Source organism: Streptococcus sp. 'group B', assembly GCF_002073795.1.
Lineage (GTDB): Bacteria > Bacillota > Bacilli > Lactobacillales > Streptococcaceae > Streptococcus > Streptococcus agalactiae.
The window spans coordinates 207,549-233,388 of the sequence record NZ_CP020432.1 but is presented as its reverse complement, the minus strand read 5'-3'; the positions used below and the strand labels follow the sequence as shown (position 1 = coordinate 233,388).

The 25,840-nt window shown below is 41.5% G+C and carries 13 protein-coding genes, 28 tRNA genes and 6 rRNA genes; all 47 read right to left on the bottom strand.

Going from position 1 to position 25,840, the window contains the following annotated elements:
• Positions 1 to 67: 67 nt before the first annotated feature.
• On the bottom strand, positions 68 to 772 hold the full coding sequence (gene purC / locus A6J68_RS01325) for a phosphoribosylaminoimidazolesuccinocarboxamide synthase (protein ID WP_000184490.1): 705 nt from the start codon (positions 770 to 772) through the stop codon (positions 68 to 70).
• 123 nt (positions 773 to 895) lie between these two features.
• Complete coding sequence (locus A6J68_RS01320) at positions 896 to 1,135, bottom strand: phosphopantetheine-binding protein (protein WP_000085641.1); 240 nt, start codon at positions 1,133 to 1,135, stop codon at positions 896 to 898.
• A gap of 10 nt (positions 1,136 to 1,145) precedes the next feature.
• Positions 1,146 to 2,138, bottom strand: a complete 993-nt coding sequence (gene plsX / locus A6J68_RS01315) for a phosphate acyltransferase PlsX (protein ID WP_000717414.1) — start codon at positions 2,136 to 2,138, stop codon at positions 1,146 to 1,148.
• Positions 2,139 to 2,215: 77 nt separating this feature from the next.
• Positions 2,216 to 3,094, bottom strand: coding sequence for a CPBP family intramembrane glutamic endopeptidase (locus A6J68_RS01310; RefSeq protein ID WP_000420123.1), 879 nt, complete (start codon positions 3,092 to 3,094; stop codon positions 2,216 to 2,218).
• 62 nt (positions 3,095 to 3,156) lie between these two features.
• On the bottom strand, positions 3,157 to 3,918 hold the full coding sequence (gene recO, locus A6J68_RS01305) for a DNA repair protein RecO (RefSeq protein WP_001266276.1): 762 nt from the start codon (positions 3,916 to 3,918) through the stop codon (positions 3,157 to 3,159).
• A complete protein-coding gene (locus tag A6J68_RS01300) occupies positions 3,908 to 5,083 on the bottom strand; it encodes a pyridoxal phosphate-dependent aminotransferase (protein WP_000171461.1) in 1,176 nt (391 codons plus the stop codon). The genes recO and A6J68_RS01300 overlap by 11 nt, the downstream gene beginning before the upstream one ends.
• A gap of 107 nt (positions 5,084 to 5,190) precedes the next feature.
• Complete coding sequence (locus A6J68_RS01295) at positions 5,191 to 6,159, bottom strand: ribose-phosphate diphosphokinase (protein WP_000122450.1); 969 nt, start codon at positions 6,157 to 6,159, stop codon at positions 5,191 to 5,193.
• A gap of 123 nt (positions 6,160 to 6,282) precedes the next feature.
• On the bottom strand, positions 6,283 to 7,608 hold the full coding sequence (locus A6J68_RS01290) for a CHAP domain-containing protein (protein ID WP_000746088.1): 1,326 nt from the start codon (positions 7,606 to 7,608) through the stop codon (positions 6,283 to 6,285).
• Positions 7,609 to 7,843: 235 nt separating this feature from the next.
• Positions 7,844 to 7,931 (bottom strand) — tRNA-Ser (locus tag A6J68_RS01285).
• 13 nt (positions 7,932 to 7,944) lie between these two features.
• Positions 7,945 to 8,018, bottom strand: a tRNA-Ile gene (locus tag A6J68_RS01280).
• Positions 8,019 to 8,052: 34 nt separating this feature from the next.
• Positions 8,053 to 8,123 (bottom strand) — tRNA-Gly (locus A6J68_RS01275).
• A gap of 19 nt (positions 8,124 to 8,142) precedes the next feature.
• A tRNA-Phe gene (locus A6J68_RS01270) sits at positions 8,143 to 8,215 on the bottom strand.
• Between the two features lie 2 nt (positions 8,216 to 8,217).
• Positions 8,218 to 8,291: transfer RNA gene (locus A6J68_RS01265), tRNA-Met, on the bottom strand.
• A gap of 10 nt (positions 8,292 to 8,301) precedes the next feature.
• Positions 8,302 to 8,391, bottom strand: a tRNA-Ser gene (locus tag A6J68_RS01260).
• Positions 8,392 to 8,406: 15 nt separating this feature from the next.
• Positions 8,407 to 8,480: transfer RNA gene (locus A6J68_RS01255), tRNA-Ile, on the bottom strand.
• A gap of 19 nt (positions 8,481 to 8,499) precedes the next feature.
• Positions 8,500 to 8,573: transfer RNA gene (locus tag A6J68_RS01250), tRNA-Met, on the bottom strand.
• A 15-nt stretch (positions 8,574 to 8,588) separates the two neighbouring features.
• Positions 8,589 to 8,662: transfer RNA gene (locus tag A6J68_RS01245), tRNA-Pro, on the bottom strand.
• A gap of 7 nt (positions 8,663 to 8,669) precedes the next feature.
• Positions 8,670 to 8,743, bottom strand: a tRNA-Arg gene (locus tag A6J68_RS01240).
• An 11-nt stretch (positions 8,744 to 8,754) separates the two neighbouring features.
• Positions 8,755 to 8,839, bottom strand: a tRNA-Leu gene (locus A6J68_RS01235).
• An 8-nt stretch (positions 8,840 to 8,847) separates the two neighbouring features.
• Positions 8,848 to 8,919, bottom strand: a tRNA-Gly gene (locus A6J68_RS01230).
• A gap of 33 nt (positions 8,920 to 8,952) precedes the next feature.
• A tRNA-Thr gene (locus tag A6J68_RS01225) sits at positions 8,953 to 9,025 on the bottom strand.
• Between the two features lie 10 nt (positions 9,026 to 9,035).
• Positions 9,036 to 9,117: transfer RNA gene (locus A6J68_RS01220), tRNA-Leu, on the bottom strand.
• Between the two features lie 9 nt (positions 9,118 to 9,126).
• Positions 9,127 to 9,199, bottom strand: a tRNA-Lys gene (locus tag A6J68_RS01215).
• A gap of 2 nt (positions 9,200 to 9,201) precedes the next feature.
• A tRNA-Asp gene (locus tag A6J68_RS01210) sits at positions 9,202 to 9,274 on the bottom strand.
• A 2-nt stretch (positions 9,275 to 9,276) separates the two neighbouring features.
• A tRNA-Val gene (locus A6J68_RS01205) sits at positions 9,277 to 9,349 on the bottom strand.
• A 3-nt stretch (positions 9,350 to 9,352) separates the two neighbouring features.
• Positions 9,353 to 9,468, bottom strand: a 5S ribosomal RNA gene (gene rrf / locus A6J68_RS01200).
• 74 nt (positions 9,469 to 9,542) lie between these two features.
• A 23S ribosomal RNA gene (locus tag A6J68_RS01195) occupies positions 9,543 to 12,445 on the bottom strand.
• 154 nt (positions 12,446 to 12,599) lie between these two features.
• Positions 12,600 to 12,672, bottom strand: a tRNA-Ala gene (locus A6J68_RS01190).
• Between the two features lie 54 nt (positions 12,673 to 12,726).
• Positions 12,727 to 14,275: ribosomal RNA gene (locus A6J68_RS01185) — 16S ribosomal RNA — on the bottom strand.
• 144 nt (positions 14,276 to 14,419) lie between these two features.
• Positions 14,420 to 14,493 (bottom strand) — tRNA-Pro (locus A6J68_RS01180).
• Between the two features lie 7 nt (positions 14,494 to 14,500).
• Positions 14,501 to 14,574 (bottom strand) — tRNA-Arg (locus A6J68_RS01175).
• 11 nt (positions 14,575 to 14,585) lie between these two features.
• Positions 14,586 to 14,670, bottom strand: a tRNA-Leu gene (locus tag A6J68_RS01170).
• A gap of 8 nt (positions 14,671 to 14,678) precedes the next feature.
• A tRNA-Gly gene (locus tag A6J68_RS01165) sits at positions 14,679 to 14,750 on the bottom strand.
• A 33-nt stretch (positions 14,751 to 14,783) separates the two neighbouring features.
• Positions 14,784 to 14,856, bottom strand: a tRNA-Thr gene (locus A6J68_RS01160).
• Between the two features lie 10 nt (positions 14,857 to 14,866).
• Positions 14,867 to 14,948 (bottom strand) — tRNA-Leu (locus tag A6J68_RS01155).
• Positions 14,949 to 14,957: 9 nt separating this feature from the next.
• Positions 14,958 to 15,030, bottom strand: a tRNA-Lys gene (locus A6J68_RS01150).
• Positions 15,031 to 15,032: 2 nt separating this feature from the next.
• Positions 15,033 to 15,105 (bottom strand) — tRNA-Asp (locus tag A6J68_RS01145).
• Positions 15,106 to 15,107: 2 nt separating this feature from the next.
• Positions 15,108 to 15,180 (bottom strand) — tRNA-Val (locus A6J68_RS01140).
• A gap of 3 nt (positions 15,181 to 15,183) precedes the next feature.
• Positions 15,184 to 15,299 (bottom strand): 5S ribosomal RNA (rrf, locus tag A6J68_RS01135).
• A 74-nt stretch (positions 15,300 to 15,373) separates the two neighbouring features.
• A 23S ribosomal RNA gene (locus tag A6J68_RS01130) occupies positions 15,374 to 18,276 on the bottom strand.
• Between the two features lie 154 nt (positions 18,277 to 18,430).
• Positions 18,431 to 18,503: transfer RNA gene (locus A6J68_RS01125), tRNA-Ala, on the bottom strand.
• A gap of 54 nt (positions 18,504 to 18,557) precedes the next feature.
• Positions 18,558 to 20,106: ribosomal RNA gene (locus tag A6J68_RS01120) — 16S ribosomal RNA — on the bottom strand.
• Together the 16S, 23S and 5S rRNA genes with 28 tRNA genes alongside form the textbook arrangement of a ribosomal RNA operon.
• 490 nt (positions 20,107 to 20,596) lie before the next feature.
• Positions 20,597 to 22,573 carry an ATP-dependent zinc metalloprotease FtsH gene (gene ftsH / locus A6J68_RS01115; RefSeq protein WP_000794527.1) on the bottom strand — a complete coding sequence of 659 codons (1,977 nt, stop codon included), beginning with the start codon at positions 22,571 to 22,573 and terminating at the stop codon, positions 20,597 to 20,599.
• A gap of 22 nt (positions 22,574 to 22,595) precedes the next feature.
• Positions 22,596 to 23,138, bottom strand: a complete 543-nt coding sequence (hpt, locus tag A6J68_RS01110; protein ID WP_000892188.1) for a hypoxanthine phosphoribosyltransferase — start codon at positions 23,136 to 23,138, stop codon at positions 22,596 to 22,598.
• Between the two features lie 4 nt (positions 23,139 to 23,142).
• The gene (tilS, locus tag A6J68_RS01105) at positions 23,143 to 24,417 is read right to left on the bottom strand and encodes a tRNA lysidine(34) synthetase TilS (protein WP_000282853.1); all 1,275 of its coding nucleotides are present in this window, start codon (positions 24,415 to 24,417) and stop codon (positions 23,143 to 23,145) included.
• A 1-nt stretch (position 24,418) separates the two neighbouring features.
• The gene (locus A6J68_RS01100; protein WP_070469403.1) at positions 24,419 to 25,705 is read right to left on the bottom strand and encodes a serine hydrolase; all 1,287 of its coding nucleotides are present in this window, start codon (positions 25,703 to 25,705) and stop codon (positions 24,419 to 24,421) included.
• On the bottom strand, positions 25,705 to 25,839 hold the full coding sequence (locus tag A6J68_RS01095) for an SP_0009 family protein (RefSeq protein ID WP_001061058.1): 135 nt from the start codon (positions 25,837 to 25,839) through the stop codon (positions 25,705 to 25,707). Before A6J68_RS01095 ends, A6J68_RS01100 begins: the two co-directional genes overlap by 1 nt.
• Position 25,840 lies beyond the last annotated feature (1 nt).

Genomic DNA, 25,840 nt, shown 5'->3' with positions numbered 1-25,840 from the left:
TGAGATTTCAGTAAGCCCAATCTTTTTTCTGAGTTTCCCGAACGGATTCAATTCCTTCCTCTTCTAATTACAATGCTATCAACTTCTCAAGTACAACTTGATAGACATCGGTCAAGCTACCAAGATCTCTACGAAAAACATCCTTGTCCATATGATTTCCTTCAGCATCCCATAGACGGCAGTTGTCAGGTGAGAACTCATCAGCCAAGATGATTTTGCCATCCTTGTCAAATCCGAACTCCAACTTGAAGTCAATCAAGTTAAGCCCAATCTGAGCAAACCAATCTTTCAAGAGTTCATTAATACGGCGAGTCTCTCCTTTCAGATAAGCAATTTCTTCATCATTAACAATACCCAAAAACTTCATATGCTCATCATTGATAAAAGGATCATTCAGATCATCATTTTTGTAGTAAAATTCCACAATTGGAGTTTCAAGAACGCGTCCTTCTTCCACTCCAAAACGTTTTGAAAATGAGCCTGCTGTCACATTCCGTAATACCACCTCAAGTGGAATAATATCAACTTTTTTATTCAATTGTTCGTTTTTTGAAATTTGCTCAATATAATGTGTCACCACACCAGCCATATTTAATTTCTCAAAAATAAGAGATGAAATCTGATTATTTAGTGCTCCCTTGCCATCAATAGTCTCCTTACGAGCTCCATTCAACATAGTAGCTTGGTCTTTATAGACCGTTCTAATCACATTTTCATCTTTTGTACTATAAATATCTTTCGCTTTTCCTTTATAAATAAGCTGGTTAGTCACTTGATTATTCGCCTTTCTCTTATTTTAAGAGTTATTCTAACACACAACATTATCTAATACAACAAAAACTTTATTTAAAATCAAAAAAAAGAAGAAACGTTCGTATTTTCTTCCTTTTTATTATTACTTATGTTCAATGATATAATCTAATAGTTGTTGGACGCTTGACATGTGTTCGACAGCCTCATCTGGAATCTCTAGATGAAACACATCTTCCAAATTGATAATAAACTCTGTTAAAGCGATAGAGTCAATTGCTAAATCATCATGTAACGATGACTCTGGTGTGATATCTAACTGTGGGTCACCAAGTTGCTGCCTTAATAATTCCAGCATCTTTTCAAAAACTTCATCTCTTGACATGAGTTCACTCCTATTCATCTGTAAAGGCATCAACTAATTGATCAACTACTTGAGTTTCCAACATTGTACGAACTTGCTTCAAAGTAGAATAAACAGCTTTAGAATCACTTGATCCATGGCATTTTACTATTGGAGCTTTTAAACCAAAAAGAACCGCACCTCCCGCGCTTGAATAGTCCATACTATCTTTTAGCTGATACAGGCTATCTTTTAATAGAAGTGCTCCTAATTTAGCTTTCACGCCACCTGATTTAATTGAAGATTTTAGACTTCCCATAATATTCATAGCTGTACCTTCCATTGTCTTTAGAACAGCATTTCCAGTAAAACCATCAGTGACAACAATATCTGCTACACTAGACATCAAATCACGTGCTTCAATATTTCCAATAAAATTAATAGAAGGCTCTGCTGCTAACAGTTCATAGGCTTCTTTATGAAGAGAATCGCCTTTTGTTTCTTCCGTTCCGTTATTTAAGAGACCTACACGAGGAACTTCAATACCACGGACATTTTTTGCATAAAACGACCCTAAAATAGCATATTGATGAAGATGAGAAGCTGTGTTTTCTGCATTAGCTCCTAAATCAAGCATATCAAAACCCACACCATCTAACGTAGGCATAGTTGACATTAAGCCTGGTCGATCAACACCTTTTATACGTCCTACTACAAACAAACCAGCAGCTAATAAAGCTCCTGTATTCCCTGCAGAAATAAAGGCCTGTGCAACACCATCTTTGACTGCCTTAGCTCCTAAGACCATCGAAGACTGTTTTTTACGACGAACAGCTTTAGCAGGCTCATCATCAGAATTAATTTTTTCTTCAGTATGAATAATACTAACTCGCTCCGTTACTGTTAAATATTTCTCAATTTTTTTCTGATCGCCATAGAGTTGTACTTCAATATCACTAAAATCTGAAATAGCTTGATTAACACCCTCTACAATAGCTTTGGGAGCGTAATCTCCACCCATAGCATCTACAGCAATTTTCTTCATGAATGAACTCCTCATAAAAACTTAGTGGCTATATTATAGCATGTTTCTTTATTTTTTTCACAAGAAGGCAATAATAGCTAATATCTAACAGATACTTTCACTCTTTCCAAAGAAAAGTATGCTAAACAACCTACTAATATCAAAGAACATAGTACTCCCCCTTCAAAACCAAAATCCCCACCACTCCAAATAGCAAAGCTAGAATTTTCAGTAATTCTAAAAAGAGAAACAGGAGAATACCCCCCACTAACCTTATTACCTAATACACATCCCATAGTAAAATTCCATGCAGTATGAACTCCTGTAACAAAAAGAATATTTTTGGTCATATTAAAAAGAATAGAAAAAATAATACCAAGTAAAAATAAATTAAAAAGTGCTATTGCTGTGATACCATAGTTTCTAAAGTGGATAAAGGAAAACAACATAGAATTGCATAAAACACCTGCAAAACTACCTTTAAATTTGGTAACTGTTGTCATAACATATCCTCTAAATAAAATTTCCTCTGTCAAGCTTTGGATAAAGTATGCAAGTAATAAAAAGAAAAAAGGTCCAAAAGAAAAGGAATTGCTGGAAGAAATTTCCACAAAACCTGATAACCAGTGGCAAATATAAATAAAAAACATCAGTAAACTACCAGTAATAAATCCTGAGATCGTTGTTAAAACATTATTATCTTTAGTAAATCCCAAGGAAGTAAAATCCCTTTTTTGAAAATAGATTAAAAATAGTAAAATACTTGCCAAAATAGGAATAAATAGTAAAAGCGCAATGTATAAATTGAATTTATAATCATCAGGTAGCAATTTTACTACAAGGCGTCTACTTACAATGATGCCGATAACTTGAATTAGAACTGCACCAATAACTGGCACAAACCAGTTAGCAAAAAAGAGTTTATTGGTAATGTATAATGTTTTTTTCATCTCAAATATCCTAAAAATTAATTCCATATTAGTTTATCCTAATATTAAAAAAAAGAACATGACACTAATGTCATGTTCCTCTTTACAACTTAATCTGATTTCATAATACTTCCCCAACTAGACAAATCATCAATAAATTTTTTACTTTTAAGATGAATCCCTACATATTCATCGTAAATCATGTCCAAAAATTGACGAATTTTAAGTTTCATCTCAGGTTTCACAGAAATTGTTTGTAAATCATCAAATTGAATTGACTGAAAACGATTGATTAAGTACAGCATATTAGGATCTAGGTGGTTTCTTCTCTCGTCTTTATAATAATGGTTTGGACATAATAATCCAGAATATTTGTGTGAAAAATCAAAAGGTAATCCTGCCCTATGACAAAAAACACAATCATAAAAATTTAAAGCAACACCGAACCTCTCTAGTAGTTGTACTTCAAAAATATTCGTTAGAATCTCATAATCTAAACCGTCCTCAATCAATTCTAACGTTTTCTTTAGGAAAATAAATAATTGAGCATCCGCTACATTATCACTAATAGCCACATCAGCCAAAGAAGTAATATAACTCGCATATGACAACTTAAACAAGTCTGAATTGGTTTCTTGAAATGCTAAAACTTCTTTATAATCATCAATATAAGAAAGACCATTATCATTAATTTTTAAAATAAAATGAGCAATAGTCAAAGGTTGGAGCACAGCATTGAATTTTGACTTTGAAGCATGCTTTACAAAAAACATTCTTTTCCCCTCAGTCTCCGTAAAGATTTTAACTAATTTATCGTCTTCACGATAATTACGATTATACAAAACGAGACCGTATGTTTGACTAACCCTCATATGATTCCATAAAAACTTTCAATCTAGCCATTGCTGTTTCAATAACTTCCATACTAGCAGCATAAGAAAGACGTATATACCCTTCACCATATTTACCAAAAGCCACCCCTGGAATAATAGCTACAGCTTGTTGATAAGCAAAATCCTGACAAAACTTGAAAGAATCCTGTGGATAACTATCAGGTATTTTAGCAAAGATATAAAAAGCGCCGCTCGGTTTAATTATTTTGAAACCAAGTTTAGACATTTTATCAATGATATAATCTCTACGTTTAATATATCCTTGACGCATAGGTAACGTATCATTTTTACCCACAGATAAGGCTTCTACCCCAGCAAATTGCGAAATAGTACTAGCAGCTGTCACCATGTATTGATGACTTTTAATGATTTGAGCAGTAGATGCTTCAGGAGCATACACCAATCCAACTCTCCAACCAGTCATAGCATGTGATTTTGATAAGCCATTAATTAAGATAGTTTGGTTAGGTAAATATTCTGCAATTGAAACATGTTGCTGACCAGTGTAAGTTAACTCAGAGTAAACTTCATCACTAATAACAAAAATATCATATTTTTTAAGGACTTCAGCTAATGCAGCAATTTCTTGCCTTGAATAGGTAATACCTGTAGGATTAGTAGGATAATTAAGTAAAACAGCCTTTAATTTTTCACCTTGTTGGATAATAGCCGTTTCTAACATTTCAGGGGTTAGTCTAAAGTCATTTTCTCTAGTATCAATTTCTACGATATCAGCTCCTACAAGGTTAACTATTGGCTCATAGCCTGGATAAGCGGGGGCAGGTAATAGAACAACATCACCAGCTTCTAAAATAGCTATAAGAGATGCAGACAGAGCTTCTGTGGCACCTATCGTAACCAAGATCTCACTATCAGGGTTATAAGTAAGATTATATTTATCCTTTGCAAAATCTGCAGCAGCTTGCCTTAGAGCTAATAAACCGCTCATACCAGTATAATACGATTGATTCGCATCAATAGCTGATTTAGCTGCTTCTTTAACATGATCAGGAGTGGTAAAATCTGGTTCTCCAAGAGTTAATTTTACCATTCCAGGTATATCTGAAATAGATTGATCAAACTGACGAATTAAGGAGACCTCTATTCTATCTAAGTACTTATTAAATCGTTTCTCTAATGTCATCATAACCTCCTGATAAGAAATAATATATTTAATTATACAAGAAAAATAATTTGTGTCCAGTTTTCCGTCATTAAATGATAAAAAACCTGTTAATAACAGGTTTTTTATCATTTTAGTTTATTCATTTCAAATAATGGTGATAAAGGACGTTTCTCGTGAATACGGATAATAGCTTCACCAATCAATTCCGCAATTGAAATTTGTTCAATCTTATCAATCAAACGTTCTTCAGGGAGGTAAATCGTATCTAACACAATTAATTTTTCAATAGCTGAATTTTGAATATTATCCAAAGCCGGCCCTGATAAAACAGGGTGAGTACATGAAGCATAAACAGCTGTTGCCCCTGCTTCAGCTAAAGCGTCTGCAGCATGGCAAATAGTACCTGCAGTATCAATCATATCATCAATTAAAATACATTTTTTACCTTTGATATTACCAATAATATTCATTACTTCAGATGTATTCATTTTAGTAACACTACGGCGCTTATCAATGATAGCAATCGGTGTCTTTAAACACTGTGCCAGCTTACGTGCACGTGTTACGCCACCATGATCAGGACTAACGACAACAACATCATCACCAACTAATCCCTGACGATCAAAGTAATCTGCAATAAGGGGAGCCCCCATAAGGTGATCAACGGGAATATCAAAGAATCCCTGAATTTGAGCTGCATGTAAATCAACTGTTAAAAGACGATCAACACCAGCAACTTCTAGCATGTTCGCAACGAGTTTCGAAGTAATAGGTTCACGAGAACGTGCCTTGCGATCTTGACGAGCATACCCATAGTAAGGCATTACCACACTAACAGACTCCGCACTAGCACGCTTTAAAGCATCAACCATAATTAAAATTTCCATCAAATTATCATTAACTGGTGAGCTTGTTGATTGTAAAATAAAAACATGATGGCCACGAATAGACTCTTCAATATTAACTTGAATCTCACCATCAGAAAATTGGCGAACTGTCGATTGACCTAGCGGAATTCCAATCGTCTGAGACACTTTTTTCGCTAGTTCTTTGTTTGATGACAGTGCAAACAATTTTAAATTAGAATAAGACATGATTTCCTCCAAAACTTTAGTCCTATACCATTTTAACGCTTTTTACACAATTTTTCAATCCAAAATAAACCATACCTAATTAATAAACAAAAAGGAGACCACGAAAGATCTCCTTAGTATTCATTAATTTGGGTAAATATAGTAAACAGAGCCAGAAGCACTAGGGTTAAATGAACCACGGTAATTGCCAATGCTCATATTTCCAGCATAGTTTGATTCCATAACTTGGATAGATGAATTGTTAGCCACTGACGTTACTACTGCAACGTGCCCGTAACCACCACCATCATATGGCCAAACAGCTACTGCACCAACACGAGGGGTAGTTCCTACAGAATAACCAGCTGCACGTGCACTAGCACCCCACTGATTAGCATTTCCCCAATAGTTACCAACCCAAGAAGCCATTGACTTAGCTCCCCAAGTACATTGTCCCATTGGGTATGTGTTACTTGAATCATAACTTCTGACAACAGGTTTTGATACCGCTCTAGGTGTTGAAGAAACAACTGCTTTAGGTGCTTCAACTGCTTTAGTTACTACAGAAGGTTGAGTAACTTTTGGCTCATTAGTAGCTGTAGCTGTAGTTTTAGCAACAGTAGTTGCCGAAGAAGTAGCCGTAAGATTAGAAGGCTTTATTTCAGTTCTCGGTTGTGTTTGAACTGTTTCAGTAGGAGCTGTGGCAGACTCAACTTGTGCTGCTGCCTGTGCTTTTGCTACAGACTCAGCTTGTGCTTTCGCTTCAGCTACTGCTTGTGCTTCAGCTGCCTTACGCGCAGCTTCCTCAGCTTGTGCTTTTGCCTGAATTAAAGATGCTTTTTCATTTTGGACTGTAGTCAATTGAGCAGATAACTCTAATTGAGCTGCTTCTAATTGTGCTCTTTGTGTTGCTAAGGCTGCTTTATTATTTTCGATAGCTTGCTTGTTAGCTGCTACAGTATTTATAGCATTTTGATTTTCAATTTGTTTAGCTTCTAAGGCTGCTTTGTCAGCCTCTTGTTGTGCTAACATCTTTTCATTAGCTGAAACAACCTCACGAATAGCAACAACACGATTAACAGCATCAGATACTGATTTCGAATTTAAAATAGTATTAATATAGTTAGTCAAGTTACCCTTTTGAGCACTACGAACTTGCTTTTTCAAAGATTCGTTACGTGCAACAATTTTATTAGAAAGAGTTTGAATCTCTTGACCTAACTGCTGAGATACTGCCTCAAGTTGAGCATTTTGCGCTTCTAATTCTGATTGTTGAGACTCTAAAGCACCAACTTGTCCTTTAATAGCAGTCACCTGGTTTTGTGCTGCTGCTTGTTGCCCTGATAAAGTATTGATTACTGAATCAGTAGCAGCAATTTTCGAGTCAAAGTCATCAGCGTTTACTGTTACGGCAGCAGTTCCAAGAGTTACTCCACTCACAAGGACTGCTGATAATATTCTTTTTTTCATTTTTATTAAACTACTCCTTTACGATAAGACATTAAATATTTTACCAAAAAATTCACGAAATTATATTACGTCATTGTTACATTTATATTTGAAATCAACTATTTCTAAATGAACCATAATCAAATCTAGAAAACGATAACCTTCTTCTATTCACTCTATCAATATAATTACTCCATAGTGAAACTAAAAGAGAAATAAAAAAAGAGTATAATTACTCTTAAAATTATAATATTTACGGAGAATAAGGGATTCGAACCCTTGCGCCAGTTACCCGACCTAACGATTTAGCAAACCGTCCTCTTCAGCCTCTTGAGTAATTCTCCAAATTAATATTAATGGGCACGAGTGGACTCGAACCACCGACCTCACGCTTATCAGGCGTGCGCTCTAACCACCTGAGCTACGCGCCCAAGCAAATGCTTGGTTTTACTTTTATGTAAAGTAAGCGGGTGACGAGAATCGAACTCGCGACAACAGCTTGGAAGGCTGTAGTTTTACCACTAAACTACACCCGCTAAAAACTTATATAATAAATGGCGCGAGACGGAATCGAACCGCCGACACATGGAGCTTCAATCCATTGCTCTACCAACTGAGCTACCGAGCCTATTGCGGGAGCAGGATTTGAACCTACGACCTTCGGGTTATGAGCCCGACGAGCTACCTAGCTGCTCCATCCCGCGATATCTTTAAAGGAGGATGTGGGATTCGAACCCACGCACGCTTTTACACGCCTGACGGTTTTCAAGACCGTTCCCTTCAGCCGGACTTGGGTAATCCTCCATATAACAAAAAATATGGACCTTGTAGGACTCGAACCTACGACCGCTCGGTTATGAGCCGAGTGCTCTAACCAGTTGAGCTAAAGGTCCAAAGTCTCAATAAAATAAATAGCGGCGGAGGGGATCGAACCCCCGACCTCCCGGGTATGAACCGGACGCTCTAGCCAGCTGAGCTACACCGCCATAAAAATATATCCATCGGGAAGACAGGATTCGAACCTGCGACACCTTGGTCCCAAACCAAGTACTCTACCAAGCTGAGCTACTTCCCGAAAAATATGCACCCTAGAGGAGTCGAACCTCTAACCGCCTGATTCGTAGTCAGGTACTCTATCCAGTTGAGCTAAGGGTGCTAAATATTATATGCCGAGGACCGGAATCGAACCGGTACGATGTTTACCATCGCAGGATTTTAAGTCCTGTGCGTCTGCCAGTTCCGCCACCCCGGCCTCTAACAAGCGAACGACGGGGTTCGAACCCGCGACCCTCACCTTGGCAAGGTGATGTTCTACCACTGAACTACGTTCGCACTAAAGACACTATTTATCCTATAAAATTGTAATGCCGGCTACATGACTTGAACACGCGACCCTCTGATTACAAATCAGATGCTCTACCAACTGAGCTAAGCCGGCAATCTACTAATGCGGGTGAAGGGACTTGAACCCCCACGCCGTTAAGCGCCAGATCCTAAATCTGGTGCGTCTGCCAATTCCGCCACACCCGCATTTCTAAATGACCCGTACTGGGCTCGAACCAGTGACCCATTGATTAAAAGTCAATTGCTCTACCAACTGAGCTAACGAGTCTACGGTCCCGACGGGAATCGAACCCGCGATCTTCGCCGTGACAGGGCGACGTGATAACCGCTACACTACGGGACCTATGGGAGTTAACGGGATCGAACCGCTGACCCTCTGCTTGTAAGGCAGATGCTCTCCCAGCTGAGCTAAACTCCCTTTGCTAAGCGACTACCTTATCTCACAGGGGGCAACCCCCAACTACTTCCGGCGTTCTAGGGCTTAACTTCTGTGTTCGGCATGAGAACAGGTGTATCTCCTAGGCAATTATCACTTAACTATTGAGTCTTATTCACTCAAAATTGAATATCTATAGTCTAACAAGAAACCGTAACGTTGTCAATATCTCTTTTTGGATAAGTCCTCGAGCTATTAGTATTAGTCCGCTAAATGTGTCACCACAATTACACTCCTAACCTATCTACCTGATCATCTCTCAGGGCTCTTACTGATATAAAATCATGGGAAATCTCATCTTGAGGTGGGCTTCGCACTTAGATGCTTTCAGCGCTTATCCCTTCCCTACATAGCTACCCAGCGATGCCTTTGGCAAGACAACTGGTACACCAGCGGTAAGTCCACTCTGGTCCTCTCGTACTAGGAGCAGATCCTCTCAAATTTCCTACGCCCGCGACGGATAGGGACCGAACTGTCTCACGACGTTCTGAACCCAGCTCGCGTGCCGCTTTAATGGGCGAACAGCCCAACCCTTGGGACCGACTACAGCCCCAGGATGCGACGAGCCGACATCGAGGTGCCAAACCTCCCCGTCGATGTGAACTCTTGGGGGAGATAAGCCTGTTATCCCCAGGGTAGCTTTTATCCGTTGAGCGATGGCCCTTCCATACGGAACCACCGGATCACTAAGCCCGACTTTCGTCCCTGCTCGAGTTGTAGCTCTCGCAGTCAAGCTCCCTTATACCTTTACACTCTACGACTGATTTCCAACCAGTCTGAGGGAACCTTTGGGCGCCTCCGTTACCTTTTAGGAGGCGACCGCCCCAGTCAAACTGCCCGTCAGACACTGTCTCCGATAGGGATTGCCTATCTGGGTTAGAGTAGCCATAACACAAGGGTAGTATCCCAACAACGCCTCAAACGAAACTGGCGTCCCGTTATCATAGGCTCCTACCTATCCTGTACATGTGGTACAGATACTCAATATCAAACTGCAGTAAAGCTCCATGGGGTCTTTCCGTCCTGTCGCGGGTAACCTGCATCTTCACAGGTACTAAAATTTCACCGAGTCTCTCGTTGAGACAGTGCCCAAATCATTACGCCTTTCGTGCGGGTCGGAACTTACCCGACAAGGAATTTCGCTACCTTAGGACCGTTATAGTTACGGCCGCCGTTTACTGGGGCTTCAATTCATACCTTCGCTTACGCTAAGCACTCCTCTTAACCTTCCAGCACCGGGCAGGCGTCACCCCCTATACATCATCTTACGATTTAGCAGAGAGCTGTGTTTTTGATAAACAGTTGCTTGGGCCTATTCACTGCGGCTGATCTAAAATCAGCGCCCCTTCTCCCGAAGTTACGGGGCCATTTTGCCGAGTTCCTTAACGAGAGTTCTCTCGCTCACCTGAGGCTACTCGCCTCGACTACCTGTGTCGGTTTGCGGTACGGGTAGAGTATATGTATCGCTAGAAGCTTTTCTTGGCAGTGTGACATCACTAACTTCGCTACTAAACTTCGCTCCTCGTCACAGCTCAATGTTAAAGATATAAGCATTTGACTCATATCACACCTCACTGTTTGACCAGACACTTCCAATCGTCTGGTTTAGTTAGCCTACTGCGTCCCTCCATCACTATATACTCTAGTACAGGAATATCAACCTGTTGTCCATCGGATACACCTTTCGGTCTCTCCTTAGGTCCCGACTAACCCAGGGCGGACGAGCCTTCCCCTGGAAACCTTAGTCTTACGGTGGACAGGATTCTCACCTGTCTTGCGCTACTCATACCGGCATTCTCACTTCTATGCGTTCCAGCGCTCCTCACGGTACACCTTCTTCACACATAGAACGCTCTCCTACCATGACACTTTTGTGTCATCCACAGCTTCGGTAATATGTTTTAGCCCCGGTACATTTTCGGCGCAGGGTCACTCGACTAGTGAGCTATTACGCACTCTTTGAATGAATAGCTGCTTCTAAGCTAACATCCTAGTTGTCTGTGCAACCCCACATCCTTTTCCACTTAACATATATTTTGGGACCTTAGCTGGTGGTCTGGGCTGTTTCCCTTTCGACTACGGATCTTAGCACTCGCAGTCTGACTGCCGATTATATCTCGTTGGCATTCGGAGTTTATCTGAGATTGGTAATCCGGGATGGACCCCTCACCCAAACAGTGCTCTACCTCCAAGAGACTTAACATCGACGCTAGCCCTAAAGCTATTTCGGAGAGAACCAGCTATCTCCAAGTTCGTTTGGAATTTCTCCGCTACCCACAAGTCATCCAAGCACTTTTCAACGTGCCCTGGTTCGGTCCTCCAGTGAGTTTTACCTCACCTTCAACCTGCTCATGGGTAGGTCACATGGTTTCGGGTCTACAACATGATACTATGGCGCCCTATTAAGACTCGGTTTCCCTACGGCTCCGTCTCTTCAACTTAACCTCGCATCATATCGTAACTCGCCGGTTCATTCTACAAAAGGCACGCTCTCACCCATTAACGGGCTCGAACTTGTTGTAGGCACACGGTTTCAGGTTCTATTTCACTCCCCTCCCGGGGTGCTTTTCACCTTTCCCTCACGGTACTGGTTCACTATCGGTCACTAGAGAGTATTTAGGGTTGGGAGATGGTCCTCCCAGATTCCGACGAGATTTCGCGTGTCTCGCCGTACTCAGGATACTGCTAAGGTTAATCTATCATTTTAAATACGAGGCTGTTACTCTCTTTGGCTTACCTTCCCAGGTAATTCTTCTATAATGATTAATCCTATATCGCAGTCCTACAACCCCGAAGTGTAAACACTTCGGTTTGCCCTCCTGCCGTTTCGCTCGCCGCTACTAAGGCAATCGCTTTTGCTTTCTCTTCCTGCAGCTACTTAGATGTTTCAGTTCACTGCGTCTTCCTTCTCATATCCTTAACAGATATGGATACTAGTCATTAACTAGTGGGTTCCCCCATTCGGACATCTCTGGATCAGCGCTTACTTACAGCTCCCCAAAGCATTTCGTCGTTAGTCACGTCCTTCTTCGGCTTCTAGTGCCAAGGCATCCACCGTGCGCCCTTATTAACTTAACCTTATTAAACTAGTTTCTTTAAAACTAGAAAACTCATTAAATATTCACAGCGTTTTCGGTTTATTTTCTTGTTACTTTCTACAATCTATTTCTAGATCGTGGAATTTGATATAGATATTCAATTTTCAATGAACAATTTGAACCTTTCGATTCAATGGAGCCTAGCGGGATCGAACCGCTGACCTCCTGCGTGCAAAGCAGGCGCTCTCCCAGCTGAGCTAAGGCCCCACAAGACCTCTCAAAACTAAACAAGACGCAAATGGCAGGTTTCCTTATCCTTAGAAAGGAGGTGATCCAGCCGCACCTTCCGATACGGCTACCTTGTTACGACTTCACCCCAATCATCTATCCCACCTTAGGCGGCTGGCTCCTAAAAGGTTACCTCACCGACTTCGGGTGTTACAAACTCTCGTGGTGTGACGGGCGGTGTGTACAAGGCCCGGGAACGTATTCACCGCGGCGTGCTGATCCGCGATTACTAGCGATTCCGACTTCATGTAGGCGAGTTGCAGCCTACAATCCGAACTGAGATTGGCTTTAAGAGATTAGCTTGCCGTCACCGGCTTGCGACTCGTTGTACCAACCATTGTAGCACGTGTGTAGCCCAGGTCATAAGGGGCATGATGATTTGACGTCATCCCCACCTTCCTCCGGTTTATTACCGGCAGTCTCGCTAGAGTGCCCAACTTAATGATGGCAACTAACAATAGGGGTTGCGCTCGTTGCGGGACTTAACCCAACATCTCACGACACGAGCTGACGACAACCATGCACCACCTGTCACTTCTGCTCCGAAGAGAAAGCCTATCTCTAGGCCGGTCAGAAGGATGTCAAGACCTGGTAAGGTTCTTCGCGTTGCTTCGAATTAAACCACATGCTCCACCGCTTGTGCGGGCCCCCGTCAATTCCTTTGAGTTTCAACCTTGCGGTCGTACTCCCCAGGCGGAGTGCTTAATGCGTTAGCTGCGGCACTAAGCCCCGGAAAGGGCCTAACACCTAGCACTCATCGTTTACGGCGTGGACTACCAGGGTATCTAATCCTGTTTGCTCCCCACGCTTTCGAGCCTCAGCGTCAGTTACAGACCAGAGAGCCGCTTTCGCCACCGGTGTTCCTCCATATATCTACGCATTTCACCGCTACACATGGAATTCCACTCTCCCCTTCTGCACTCAAGTCCTCCAGTTTCCAAAGCGTACAATGGTTAAGCCACTGCCTTTAACTTCAGACTTAAAGAACCGCCTGCGCTCGCTTTACGCCCAATAAATCCGGACAACGCTCGGGACCTACGTATTACCGCGGCTGCTGGCACGTAGTTAGCCGTCCCTTTCTGGTTAGTTACCGTCACTTGGTAGATTTTCCACTCCTACCAACGTTCTTCTCTAACAACAGAGCTTTACGATCCGAAAACCTTCTTCACTCACGCGGCGTTGCTCGGTCAGACTTCCGTCCATTGCCGAAGATTCCCTACTGCTGCCTCCCGTAGGAGTCTGGGCCGTGTCTCAGTCCCAGTGTGGCCGATCACCCTCTCAGGTCGGCTATGTATCGTCGCCTTGGTGAGCCTTTACCTCACCAACTAGCTAATACAACGCAGGTCCATCTCACAGTGAAGCAATTGCTCCTTTTAAATAACTAACATGTGTTAATTACTCTTATGCGGTATTAGCTATCGTTTCCAATAGTTATCCCCCGCTATGAGGCAGGTTACCTACGCGTTACTCACCCGTTCGCAACTCATCAGTCTAGTGTAAACACCAAACCTCAGCGTTCTACTTGCATGTATTAGGCACGCCGCCAGCGTTCGTCCTGAGCCAGGATCAAACTCTCATTAAAAGTTTGAGCTTTGCTCTTTTCTGTCTCGCTGACAGATTTATTGTTTTTTGTCATTGACGGATTTACAATGTAAATCCACCCTGCACATTCGTTCGTCTTGTTCAGTTTTCAAAGGTCTAATGATATACCATAAAAATATATCCATCGGGAAGACAGGATTCGAACCTGCGACACCTTGGTCCCAAACCAAGTACTCTACCAAGCTGAGCTACTTCCCGAAAAATATGCACCCTAGAGGAGTCGAACCTCTAACCGCCTGATTCGTAGTCAGGTACTCTATCCAGTTGAGCTAAGGGTGCTAAATATTATATGCCGAGGACCGGAATCGAACCGGTACGATGTTTACCATCGCAGGATTTTAAGTCCTGTGCGTCTGCCAGTTCCGCCACCCCGGCCTCTAACAAGCGAACGACGGGGTTCGAACCCGCGACCCTCACCTTGGCAAGGTGATGTTCTACCACTGAACTACGTTCGCACTAAAGACACTATTTATCCTATAAAATTGTAATGCCGGCTACATGACTTGAACACGCGACCCTCTGATTACAAATCAGATGCTCTACCAACTGAGCTAAGCCGGCAATCTACTAATGCGGGTGAAGGGACTTGAACCCCCACGCCGTTAAGCGCCAGATCCTAAATCTGGTGCGTCTGCCAATTCCGCCACACCCGCATTTCTAAATGACCCGTACTGGGCTCGAACCAGTGACCCATTGATTAAAAGTCAATTGCTCTACCAACTGAGCTAACGAGTCTACGGTCCCGACGGGAATCGAACCCGCGATCTTCGCCGTGACAGGGCGACGTGATAACCGCTACACTACGGGACCTATGGGAGTTAACGGGATCGAACCGCTGACCCTCTGCTTGTAAGGCAGATGCTCTCCCAGCTGAGCTAAACTCCCTTTGCTAAGCGACTACCTTATCTCACAGGGGGCAACCCCCAACTACTTCCGGCGTTCTAGGGCTTAACTTCTGTGTTCGGCATGAGAACAGGTGTATCTCCTAGGCAATTATCACTTAACTATTGAGTCTTATTCACTCAAAATTGAATATCTATAGTCTAACAAGAAACCGTAACGTTGTCAATATCTCTTTTTGGATAAGTCCTCGAGCTATTAGTATTAGTCCGCTAAATGTGTCACCACAATTACACTCCTAACCTATCTACCTGATCATCTCTCAGGGCTCTTACTGATATAAAATCATGGGAAATCTCATCTTGAGGTGGGCTTCGCACTTAGATGCTTTCAGCGCTTATCCCTTCCCTACATAGCTACCCAGCGATGCCTTTGGCAAGACAACTGGTACACCAGCGGTAAGTCCACTCTGGTCCTCTCGTACTAGGAGCAGATCCTCTCAAATTTCCTACGCCCGCGACGGATAGGGACCGAACTGTCTCACGACGTTCTGAACCCAGCTCGCGTGCCGCTTTAATGGGCGAACAGCCCAACCCTTGGGACCGACTACAGCCCCAGGATGCGACGAGCCGACATCGAGGTGCCAAACCTCCCCGTCGATGTGAACTCTTGGGGGAGATAAGCCTGTTATCCCCAGGGTAGCTTTTATCCGTTGAGCGATGGCCCTTCCATACGGAACCACCGGATCACTAAGCCCGACTTTCGTCCCTGCTCGAGTTGTAGCTCTCGCAGTCAAGCTCCCTTATACCTTTACACTCTACGACTGATTTCCAACCAGTCTGAGGGAACCTTTGGGCGCCTCCGTTACCTTTTAGGAGGCGACCGCCCCAGTCAAACTGCCCGTCAGACACTGTCTCCGATAGGGATTGCCTATCTGGGTTAGAGTAGCCATAACACAAGGGTAGTATCCCAACAACGCCTCAAACGAAACTGGCGTCCCGTTATCATAGGCTCCTACCTATCCTGTACATGTGGTACAGATACTCAATATCAAACTGCAGTAAAGCTCCATGGGGTCTTTCCGTCCTGTCGCGGGTAACCTGCATCTTCACAGGTACTAAAATTTCACCGAGTCTCTCGTTGAGACAGTGCCCAAATCATTACGCCTTTCGTGCGGGTCGGAACTTACCCGACAAGGAATTTCGCTACCTTAGGACCGTTATAGTTACGGCCGCCGTTTACTGGGGCTTCAATTCATACCTTCGCTTACGCTAAGCACTCCTCTTAACCTTCCAGCACCGGGCAGGCGTCACCCCCTATACATCATCTTACGATTTAGCAGAGAGCTGTGTTTTTGATAAACAGTTGCTTGGGCCTATTCACTGCGGCTGATCTAAAATCAGCGCCCCTTCTCCCGAAGTTACGGGGCCATTTTGCCGAGTTCCTTAACGAGAGTTCTCTCGCTCACCTGAGGCTACTCGCCTCGACTACCTGTGTCGGTTTGCGGTACGGGTAGAGTATATGTATCGCTAGAAGCTTTTCTTGGCAGTGTGACATCACTAACTTCGCTACTAAACTTCGCTCCTCGTCACAGCTCAATGTTAAAGATATAAGCATTTGACTCATATCACACCTCACTGTTTGACCAGACACTTCCAATCGTCTGGTTTAGTTAGCCTACTGCGTCCCTCCATCACTATATACTCTAGTACAGGAATATCAACCTGTTGTCCATCGGATACACCTTTCGGTCTCTCCTTAGGTCCCGACTAACCCAGGGCGGACGAGCCTTCCCCTGGAAACCTTAGTCTTACGGTGGACAGGATTCTCACCTGTCTTGCGCTACTCATACCGGCATTCTCACTTCTATGCGTTCCAGCGCTCCTCACGGTACACCTTCTTCACACATAGAACGCTCTCCTACCATGACACTTTTGTGTCATCCACAGCTTCGGTAATATGTTTTAGCCCCGGTACATTTTCGGCGCAGGGTCACTCGACTAGTGAGCTATTACGCACTCTTTGAATGAATAGCTGCTTCTAAGCTAACATCCTAGTTGTCTGTGCAACCCCACATCCTTTTCCACTTAACATATATTTTGGGACCTTAGCTGGTGGTCTGGGCTGTTTCCCTTTCGACTACGGATCTTAGCACTCGCAGTCTGACTGCCGATTATATCTCGTTGGCATTCGGAGTTTATCTGAGATTGGTAATCCGGGATGGACCCCTCACCCAAACAGTGCTCTACCTCCAAGAGACTTAACATCGACGCTAGCCCTAAAGCTATTTCGGAGAGAACCAGCTATCTCCAAGTTCGTTTGGAATTTCTCCGCTACCCACAAGTCATCCAAGCACTTTTCAACGTGCCCTGGTTCGGTCCTCCAGTGAGTTTTACCTCACCTTCAACCTGCTCATGGGTAGGTCACATGGTTTCGGGTCTACAACATGATACTATGGCGCCCTATTAAGACTCGGTTTCCCTACGGCTCCGTCTCTTCAACTTAACCTCGCATCATATCGTAACTCGCCGGTTCATTCTACAAAAGGCACGCTCTCACCCATTAACGGGCTCGAACTTGTTGTAGGCACACGGTTTCAGGTTCTATTTCACTCCCCTCCCGGGGTGCTTTTCACCTTTCCCTCACGGTACTGGTTCACTATCGGTCACTAGAGAGTATTTAGGGTTGGGAGATGGTCCTCCCAGATTCCGACGAGATTTCGCGTGTCTCGCCGTACTCAGGATACTGCTAAGGTTAATCTATCATTTTAAATACGAGGCTGTTACTCTCTTTGGCTTACCTTCCCAGGTAATTCTTCTATAATGATTAATCCTATATCGCAGTCCTACAACCCCGAAGTGTAAACACTTCGGTTTGCCCTCCTGCCGTTTCGCTCGCCGCTACTAAGGCAATCGCTTTTGCTTTCTCTTCCTGCAGCTACTTAGATGTTTCAGTTCACTGCGTCTTCCTTCTCATATCCTTAACAGATATGGATACTAGTCATTAACTAGTGGGTTCCCCCATTCGGACATCTCTGGATCAGCGCTTACTTACAGCTCCCCAAAGCATTTCGTCGTTAGTCACGTCCTTCTTCGGCTTCTAGTGCCAAGGCATCCACCGTGCGCCCTTATTAACTTAACCTTATTAAACTAGTTTCTTTAAAACTAGAAAACTCATTAAATATTCACAGCGTTTTCGGTTTATTTTCTTGTTACTTTCTACAATCTATTTCTAGATCGTGGAATTTGATATAGATATTCAATTTTCAATGAACAATTTGAACCTTTCGATTCAATGGAGCCTAGCGGGATCGAACCGCTGACCTCCTGCGTGCAAAGCAGGCGCTCTCCCAGCTGAGCTAAGGCCCCACAAGACCTCTCAAAACTAAACAAGACGCAAATGGCAGGTTTCCTTATCCTTAGAAAGGAGGTGATCCAGCCGCACCTTCCGATACGGCTACCTTGTTACGACTTCACCCCAATCATCTATCCCACCTTAGGCGGCTGGCTCCTAAAAGGTTACCTCACCGACTTCGGGTGTTACAAACTCTCGTGGTGTGACGGGCGGTGTGTACAAGGCCCGGGAACGTATTCACCGCGGCGTGCTGATCCGCGATTACTAGCGATTCCGACTTCATGTAGGCGAGTTGCAGCCTACAATCCGAACTGAGATTGGCTTTAAGAGATTAGCTTGCCGTCACCGGCTTGCGACTCGTTGTACCAACCATTGTAGCACGTGTGTAGCCCAGGTCATAAGGGGCATGATGATTTGACGTCATCCCCACCTTCCTCCGGTTTATTACCGGCAGTCTCGCTAGAGTGCCCAACTTAATGATGGCAACTAACAATAGGGGTTGCGCTCGTTGCGGGACTTAACCCAACATCTCACGACACGAGCTGACGACAACCATGCACCACCTGTCACTTCTGCTCCGAAGAGAAAGCCTATCTCTAGGCCGGTCAGAAGGATGTCAAGACCTGGTAAGGTTCTTCGCGTTGCTTCGAATTAAACCACATGCTCCACCGCTTGTGCGGGCCCCCGTCAATTCCTTTGAGTTTCAACCTTGCGGTCGTACTCCCCAGGCGGAGTGCTTAATGCGTTAGCTGCGGCACTAAGCCCCGGAAAGGGCCTAACACCTAGCACTCATCGTTTACGGCGTGGACTACCAGGGTATCTAATCCTGTTTGCTCCCCACGCTTTCGAGCCTCAGCGTCAGTTACAGACCAGAGAGCCGCTTTCGCCACCGGTGTTCCTCCATATATCTACGCATTTCACCGCTACACATGGAATTCCACTCTCCCCTTCTGCACTCAAGTCCTCCAGTTTCCAAAGCGTACAATGGTTAAGCCACTGCCTTTAACTTCAGACTTAAAGAACCGCCTGCGCTCGCTTTACGCCCAATAAATCCGGACAACGCTCGGGACCTACGTATTACCGCGGCTGCTGGCACGTAGTTAGCCGTCCCTTTCTGGTTAGTTACCGTCACTTGGTAGATTTTCCACTCCTACCAACGTTCTTCTCTAACAACAGAGCTTTACGATCCGAAAACCTTCTTCACTCACGCGGCGTTGCTCGGTCAGACTTCCGTCCATTGCCGAAGATTCCCTACTGCTGCCTCCCGTAGGAGTCTGGGCCGTGTCTCAGTCCCAGTGTGGCCGATCACCCTCTCAGGTCGGCTATGTATCGTCGCCTTGGTGAGCCTTTACCTCACCAACTAGCTAATACAACGCAGGTCCATCTCACAGTGAAGCAATTGCTCCTTTTAAATAACTAACATGTGTTAATTACTCTTATGCGGTATTAGCTATCGTTTCCAATAGTTATCCCCCGCTATGAGGCAGGTTACCTACGCGTTACTCACCCGTTCGCAACTCATCAGTCTAGTGTAAACACCAAACCTCAGCGTTCTACTTGCATGTATTAGGCACGCCGCCAGCGTTCGTCCTGAGCCAGGATCAAACTCTCATTAAAAGTTTGAGCTTTGCTCTTTTCTGTCTCGCTGACAGATTTATTGTTTTTTGTCATTGACGGATTTACAATGTAAATCCACCCTGCACATTCGTTCGTCTTGTTCAGTTTTCAAAGGTCTTTGCCTCTCTTGAGACAACTTCTATATTTTAGCAAACTTATTCTGCTTTGTCAACCACTTTTTTTAAGTTGTTAACTACGCGCTACTAGAAACTGCTCTCTCGAGACAACTTATTCATTATACTAAATATTTCTACTTCCTGTCAATACTATTTTTGCATTTTTTCTTTTATTTTTAAAAAGTTAATATTATTTATAGTAACTAACCTTCTATACTTGTTTAATGGATAGCATTTTTACCGTTGTCATGTTCATATTTCATCTTCTTAATTCACAAATTTAAACTTCATCTTCATAAAAAACACCCCTCAAATTTTATCTAAATTTGAAGGGTGTTTGAAATTTATAAAGTTCTTTAAAAATATATGATGACTTATTTTTTATCTTCTTCTTGCATTTTTTCTTTGATTTCATCGTATGATAACGCTCTCGCTTTATCTTCATCATTTTCTGTCTCAGGCATTTTACCTGTCTCGAAAATCGATTTAATCTGAGCAGCATCAAGAGTCTCATATTTTAAGAGGGCTTCTGCAATTAATTTATGAGTATCACGGTTTTCGTTGATAATATCAGCTGCCTTATTACGTGCTTCATTAAGAAGGTGACGAACTTCATCATCAATAAGTTGTGCAGTTTGAGCAGAATATGATTTTTCAGGTGACATTTGGCCAGCCATCATTGCATGGTTACCTTCGTATTGAACTGGGCCAAGTTTCTCACTCATACCATATTCAGTTACCATAGCGCGGGCCATGGCAGTGGCTTGTTCAAAGTCATTTGAGGCACCTGTTGTCTGAGCGTTGAAAATAATTTCTTCCGCTACACGTCCTCCCATAAGACCTGCTAATTGCTCTTTCATATCATCTTTTGAAAGAAGCATTTGATCTTCTTTAGGTAAAGCAATCATATATCCACCTGCACGACCACGTGGTACGATAGTAACTTTATGAACAACTCGCGCATTTGAAAGAATCAAACCGACAATTGTGTGCCCAGCTTCATGGTAAGCAACCATAGCTCTTTCTCTTTCAGAAATAGTACGATCTTTTTTAGAAGGACCAGCAATTACACGGTCTTCTGCTTCATCAATATCTGAAGCATCAATAACTTTTTTATTTCGTCGCGCAGCAACTAAAGCAGCTTCATTGAGAACATTCTCCAAATCAGCACCAACAAATCCTGGGGTTTGTTGAGCTACTACTTTTAAGTCAACATTATCTGCTAATGGTTTATTTTTAGCATGTACTCTCAGAATTGCTTCACGACCTTTTACATCAGGTTGTCCAACTAGAACTTTTCTATCAAAACGTCCTGGACGCAGTAATGCGGGATCTAACACGTCACTACGGTTGGTAGCAGCGATAACGATAATACTTTCGTTTCCTTCAAAACCATCCATTTCAATTAAAAGTTGGTTGAGCGTTTGTTCACGTTCATCGTTTCCGCCACCCATACCAGCTCCACGTCGACGTCCAACAGCATCAATTTCATCAATGAAAATAATAGCACGTTCAGCTTTTTTAGCATCTTCAAACAAAGAGCGTACTCGACTAGCTCCAACACCGACAAACATTTCAACAAAATCTGAACCGGAAATACTAAAGAATGGAACCCCTGCTTCACCGGCAACAGCTTTTGCTAATAGGGTTTTACCTGTCCCTGGAGGTCCTTCTAATAGAACCCCTGCTGGAATTCGGGCACCTAGAGATTTATATCGTTTAGGATCTTTAAGGAAGTCAACGACTTCTATTAATTCTTGCTTTTCTTCCTCTGCTCCAGCAACATCCGAAAATCGAACTTTAACCTCATCTTTACTAGATGATCTTGCTTTATTTTTACCAAAGCTCATGGCACCACGAGCGCCACCGCCACCGCCTTGGTTCATCATCATCATAAAGAAACCAATCATGATAACTAAAGGTAAAAAACTGGCAATATAAGAAATCCATGTCCCACTTGAACTTTCATGTTTGACCTGAATATTAGTGTTATTTTCTTCAGCAGCGCTAACAAGAGATTTTATTGAAGAGTCATTTGGTAGTATAACAGAATTAAATCCTGTAACTTTAGTAGCAACACTACCACCTAAAAAAGTAAAACTATTAGCTGATTTAATTGTTTTGGCTTTCTTATATGTCCCACTAACTTCAACAACACCACCACTTGGCTGGTATGAAATAGACTTAATTTCTCCAGCTTTTAATTGTTTAACAAGTTTTGTATAAGAAATTTGCTGGTTTTGAGAGCTAGTTCCTTTTAAATAGTATTGAAAGGTTGTAATAACCGCAATAATCAATAATATGTAAATAAAGGAATTTTTCAGAAAACCATTATTTTTATTATTTTTCATAGTTTAAGAGAGTACCTTTTTTCTATTTTGAGTAAATTTCTTCTTTTAACACACCGACATAAGGTAGGTTACGATAGTTTTCAGCATAGTCTAAACCGAATCCCACAATAAATTCATTTGGGATATCGTAACAAACGTAATCAGCATCAATATCTACCAATCGCCCTTCTGGCTTATCAAAAAGGGTTGCAACTTTGACAGAGTTAGCTTGACGATACTTAAACATATCTCGAAGGTATTTTAATGTACGTCCAGTATCAATGATGTCTTCAATAAAGATTACATCTCTTCCTTCAATGTTAGTATCAACATCTTTTAAAATTTTAACTTCTCCACTACTAGTTGTACCACCATGATAGCTTGAAACAACCATAAAATCAATTTCAACATGTGTATCAATATGCTTTAATAGTTCAGCCATAAAAGGCACTGACCCCTTTAATACACCTACTAATAATGGATTCTTACCTGCATAATCTGCAGTTAATTTAGCTCCTAATTCTTTCGTTTTCAGAATAATATCTTCTTCTGAATATAAAACTTTTTTTATATCATTTTCAAGCATGATGTCACCTTTTTTCTAAATTTTCAATATAAAGTTTGCCCTTCATTATATCATGTTCAGAAGGTTTTCTCAAATATGTTCTACCTGCAACAATCACAAATATCAACTCTTTATTTTGCTCCCCAATAACAGCTTCTTCTCTGTCTTTTAGAGTTATTTTCTCATCAATAAATAGACGGCGAATTTTTTTAGTGTGATTTCCTAAAAATATCCTATCCCCTTCTTTTCTTCTTCTTAAAATAATCGGAGAAGTATCATAAATAGGAATAGTAATGTCTGCTTGAGAAATGAATTTTCCATAGGAAAATAAATATTGTGAGAATATTTGTATATTATGCAATTCTAATCTTTTTTCAACCTTAAAACTATCCGTCTTAGGATGGATTTTTGTAATATGAAAACTCTCGTAATCCTTATGAAGAAAATAGCCCGATTTAATAGTATAGTCAATATTGGCTTTAGTTCTAATCAATTTTAATATTACTCTGAACTGTTCTTTACTCACTTGTAAATCTGGAAATTTGCTAATGTAATCTTGCAATAAAAATTCTTGGACGGAATGAGTTTGCCTTAAAAAATCATAGCAGTTTGTTACTTCGATGCTCCTTGTTAGGTCTGTTAAAGCCGTGAATAAACACTCTGTTTCCTCAGAGAGAGTTATGAGAGAATCTTTCAATTGATTATTTTCTCTTTCCAAAGTAGGAAAGTAGATGTTTCTTATTCGATTTCTCAAATAATCAGACGAAGCATTGCTAGCATCTTCAAAATGAAAAATATTTGGTAATAACTCCTTTTTATATGGAAGAAATGGTCTAATCAATTGACCATTTGCAAAAGCACTCACTTGCTTAATCCCTGATAAATAGCGTAGCCTGCTTCCTCTTAAAATTCTCATAAATACAGTTTCAGCTTGATCATCAGCATGGTGAGCTGTTACTAAAGCCGTGTAACCTTCTTCACGCATAACTTTTGAAAAAAAATTGTAGCGATGGTTACGTGCTCTATCTTCTGAAAATATTCCTTGAAAATAAGAGATAAAGACAGGGACATCATGTATCTGTCCCCACTGTCTGATATATTCTTCTTCTTTTTCTGATTCTTTTCGCTGTCCATGATTTATGTGTGCAATACCAATACTAATTGATAACTCTTTTTGATACTGGTATAAAAATTGCAACAAATTTATTGAATCAATGCCACCAGAAACAGCAATTAAAACTTTCTGATGAGCGGTAAATAACCCTTTGGATAAGGTATCTTTCAAAATAGTGTTATACATATTACTTTAAAACCTGGTAAACGTCGTCAGCAATCTTAGTGATATCATCGTAAGATGATTTATCTGTAAAAATAATCATAATAAAAGGTTGTTCTGCATAAACAATAGCCGCATCATGTTTGTAGTCATAAGCATCTCCAATTTTATGTGCTACTTTAACTGGTATATTTTTAGGGATTCTTGTATTATCAAAATCAGTCTTTGATAGGTAATTAACAATATCTCCATTTTGATAATAAATTGCTTCCATCATTTTACCCGCAGCTTGTGGAGAAATCTGGCGTTTCTTCATATCCCAGTGCATACCAGAAATTGTGTCTACTTGTGTTTGAAACATTGAATCGTATTGATTATTGACATAATAACCTAGCATATTTGTTGCAACATTATCTGATTCCTTGGCAGTTGCTTCAAGTAACTCCTTAACTGTATATAATTTATGATCAGCTTTTTTCTCTAATTTCCCACTACCACTTGGATCATAGCTATTAGGAAATTGATTAACATTATCTTTGTATTCAAATTTGCTGTCCAATGACAGTTTTCCTAATTTTACTTGCTCTTGGCTAACATAAAGTGTTGCTAATTTTGCAATACTTGCAGAGTACATTGACCTATCAATATTAATACCAGCTACTGTCTGTGTATTTAATTGTTTGATGTATATACCATATTTATCTTTATTATATTTTTCCAATAATACTTCTTGAACCTTAGCCATACGATTATCAGCAACCGATAGATCTTCTACTGATATCCAAAAACCACTGTCCGTTTTATAATAAATACCATGTTCTGTTTCTGCTTGTTCTACTAAATGCACTCTGGAATAAGGTTTTAAATTATTTTTAACTTCACTAACACCATTTGTGTAAGGTGCTTCATAAGTCACAAAAGAAGGTTTTAACCAATAATCCAATGAGACAGATTGCTGCTTAGAAACTAAATCATTAAAAATAGCTTCACGACTAGCCTTTATGAACTGTCCATTGGACAAAGTAAATACTGGAATTCCATTTGAATTAATTGTAAGGGAAATAATCGACAATAAAGTATTTGGAACTAAAGTCTCTCCTGTTATGGTTAAAGCTTCATCTTGAAAACTGCTTATTTCAATTTTTGTAGTTGGTCTCTCTGGAATAGCATCAAAATACATTTCCTTATCCACAACTGTCTGAGTTAAGGCGTATCGTCTATTTTGAGAAAGCGTTAATGGCTCCTCGGTACTTATAGCTGGGATTGATACAAAATATAAGCTACATAATAAGAAGGTTAAAACTTTCTTCATTACTTTTCTCTGCTCTCAATCTTTTCTTTTTCTACAATTGTTTGCCTAAGTTGATAGTTCTTATCAGCTAACTCTTCTAGTTTGTCATCCGAGTAGGCTAGAAAATGTTCTATTGTTTCAATTAAATTATTCATA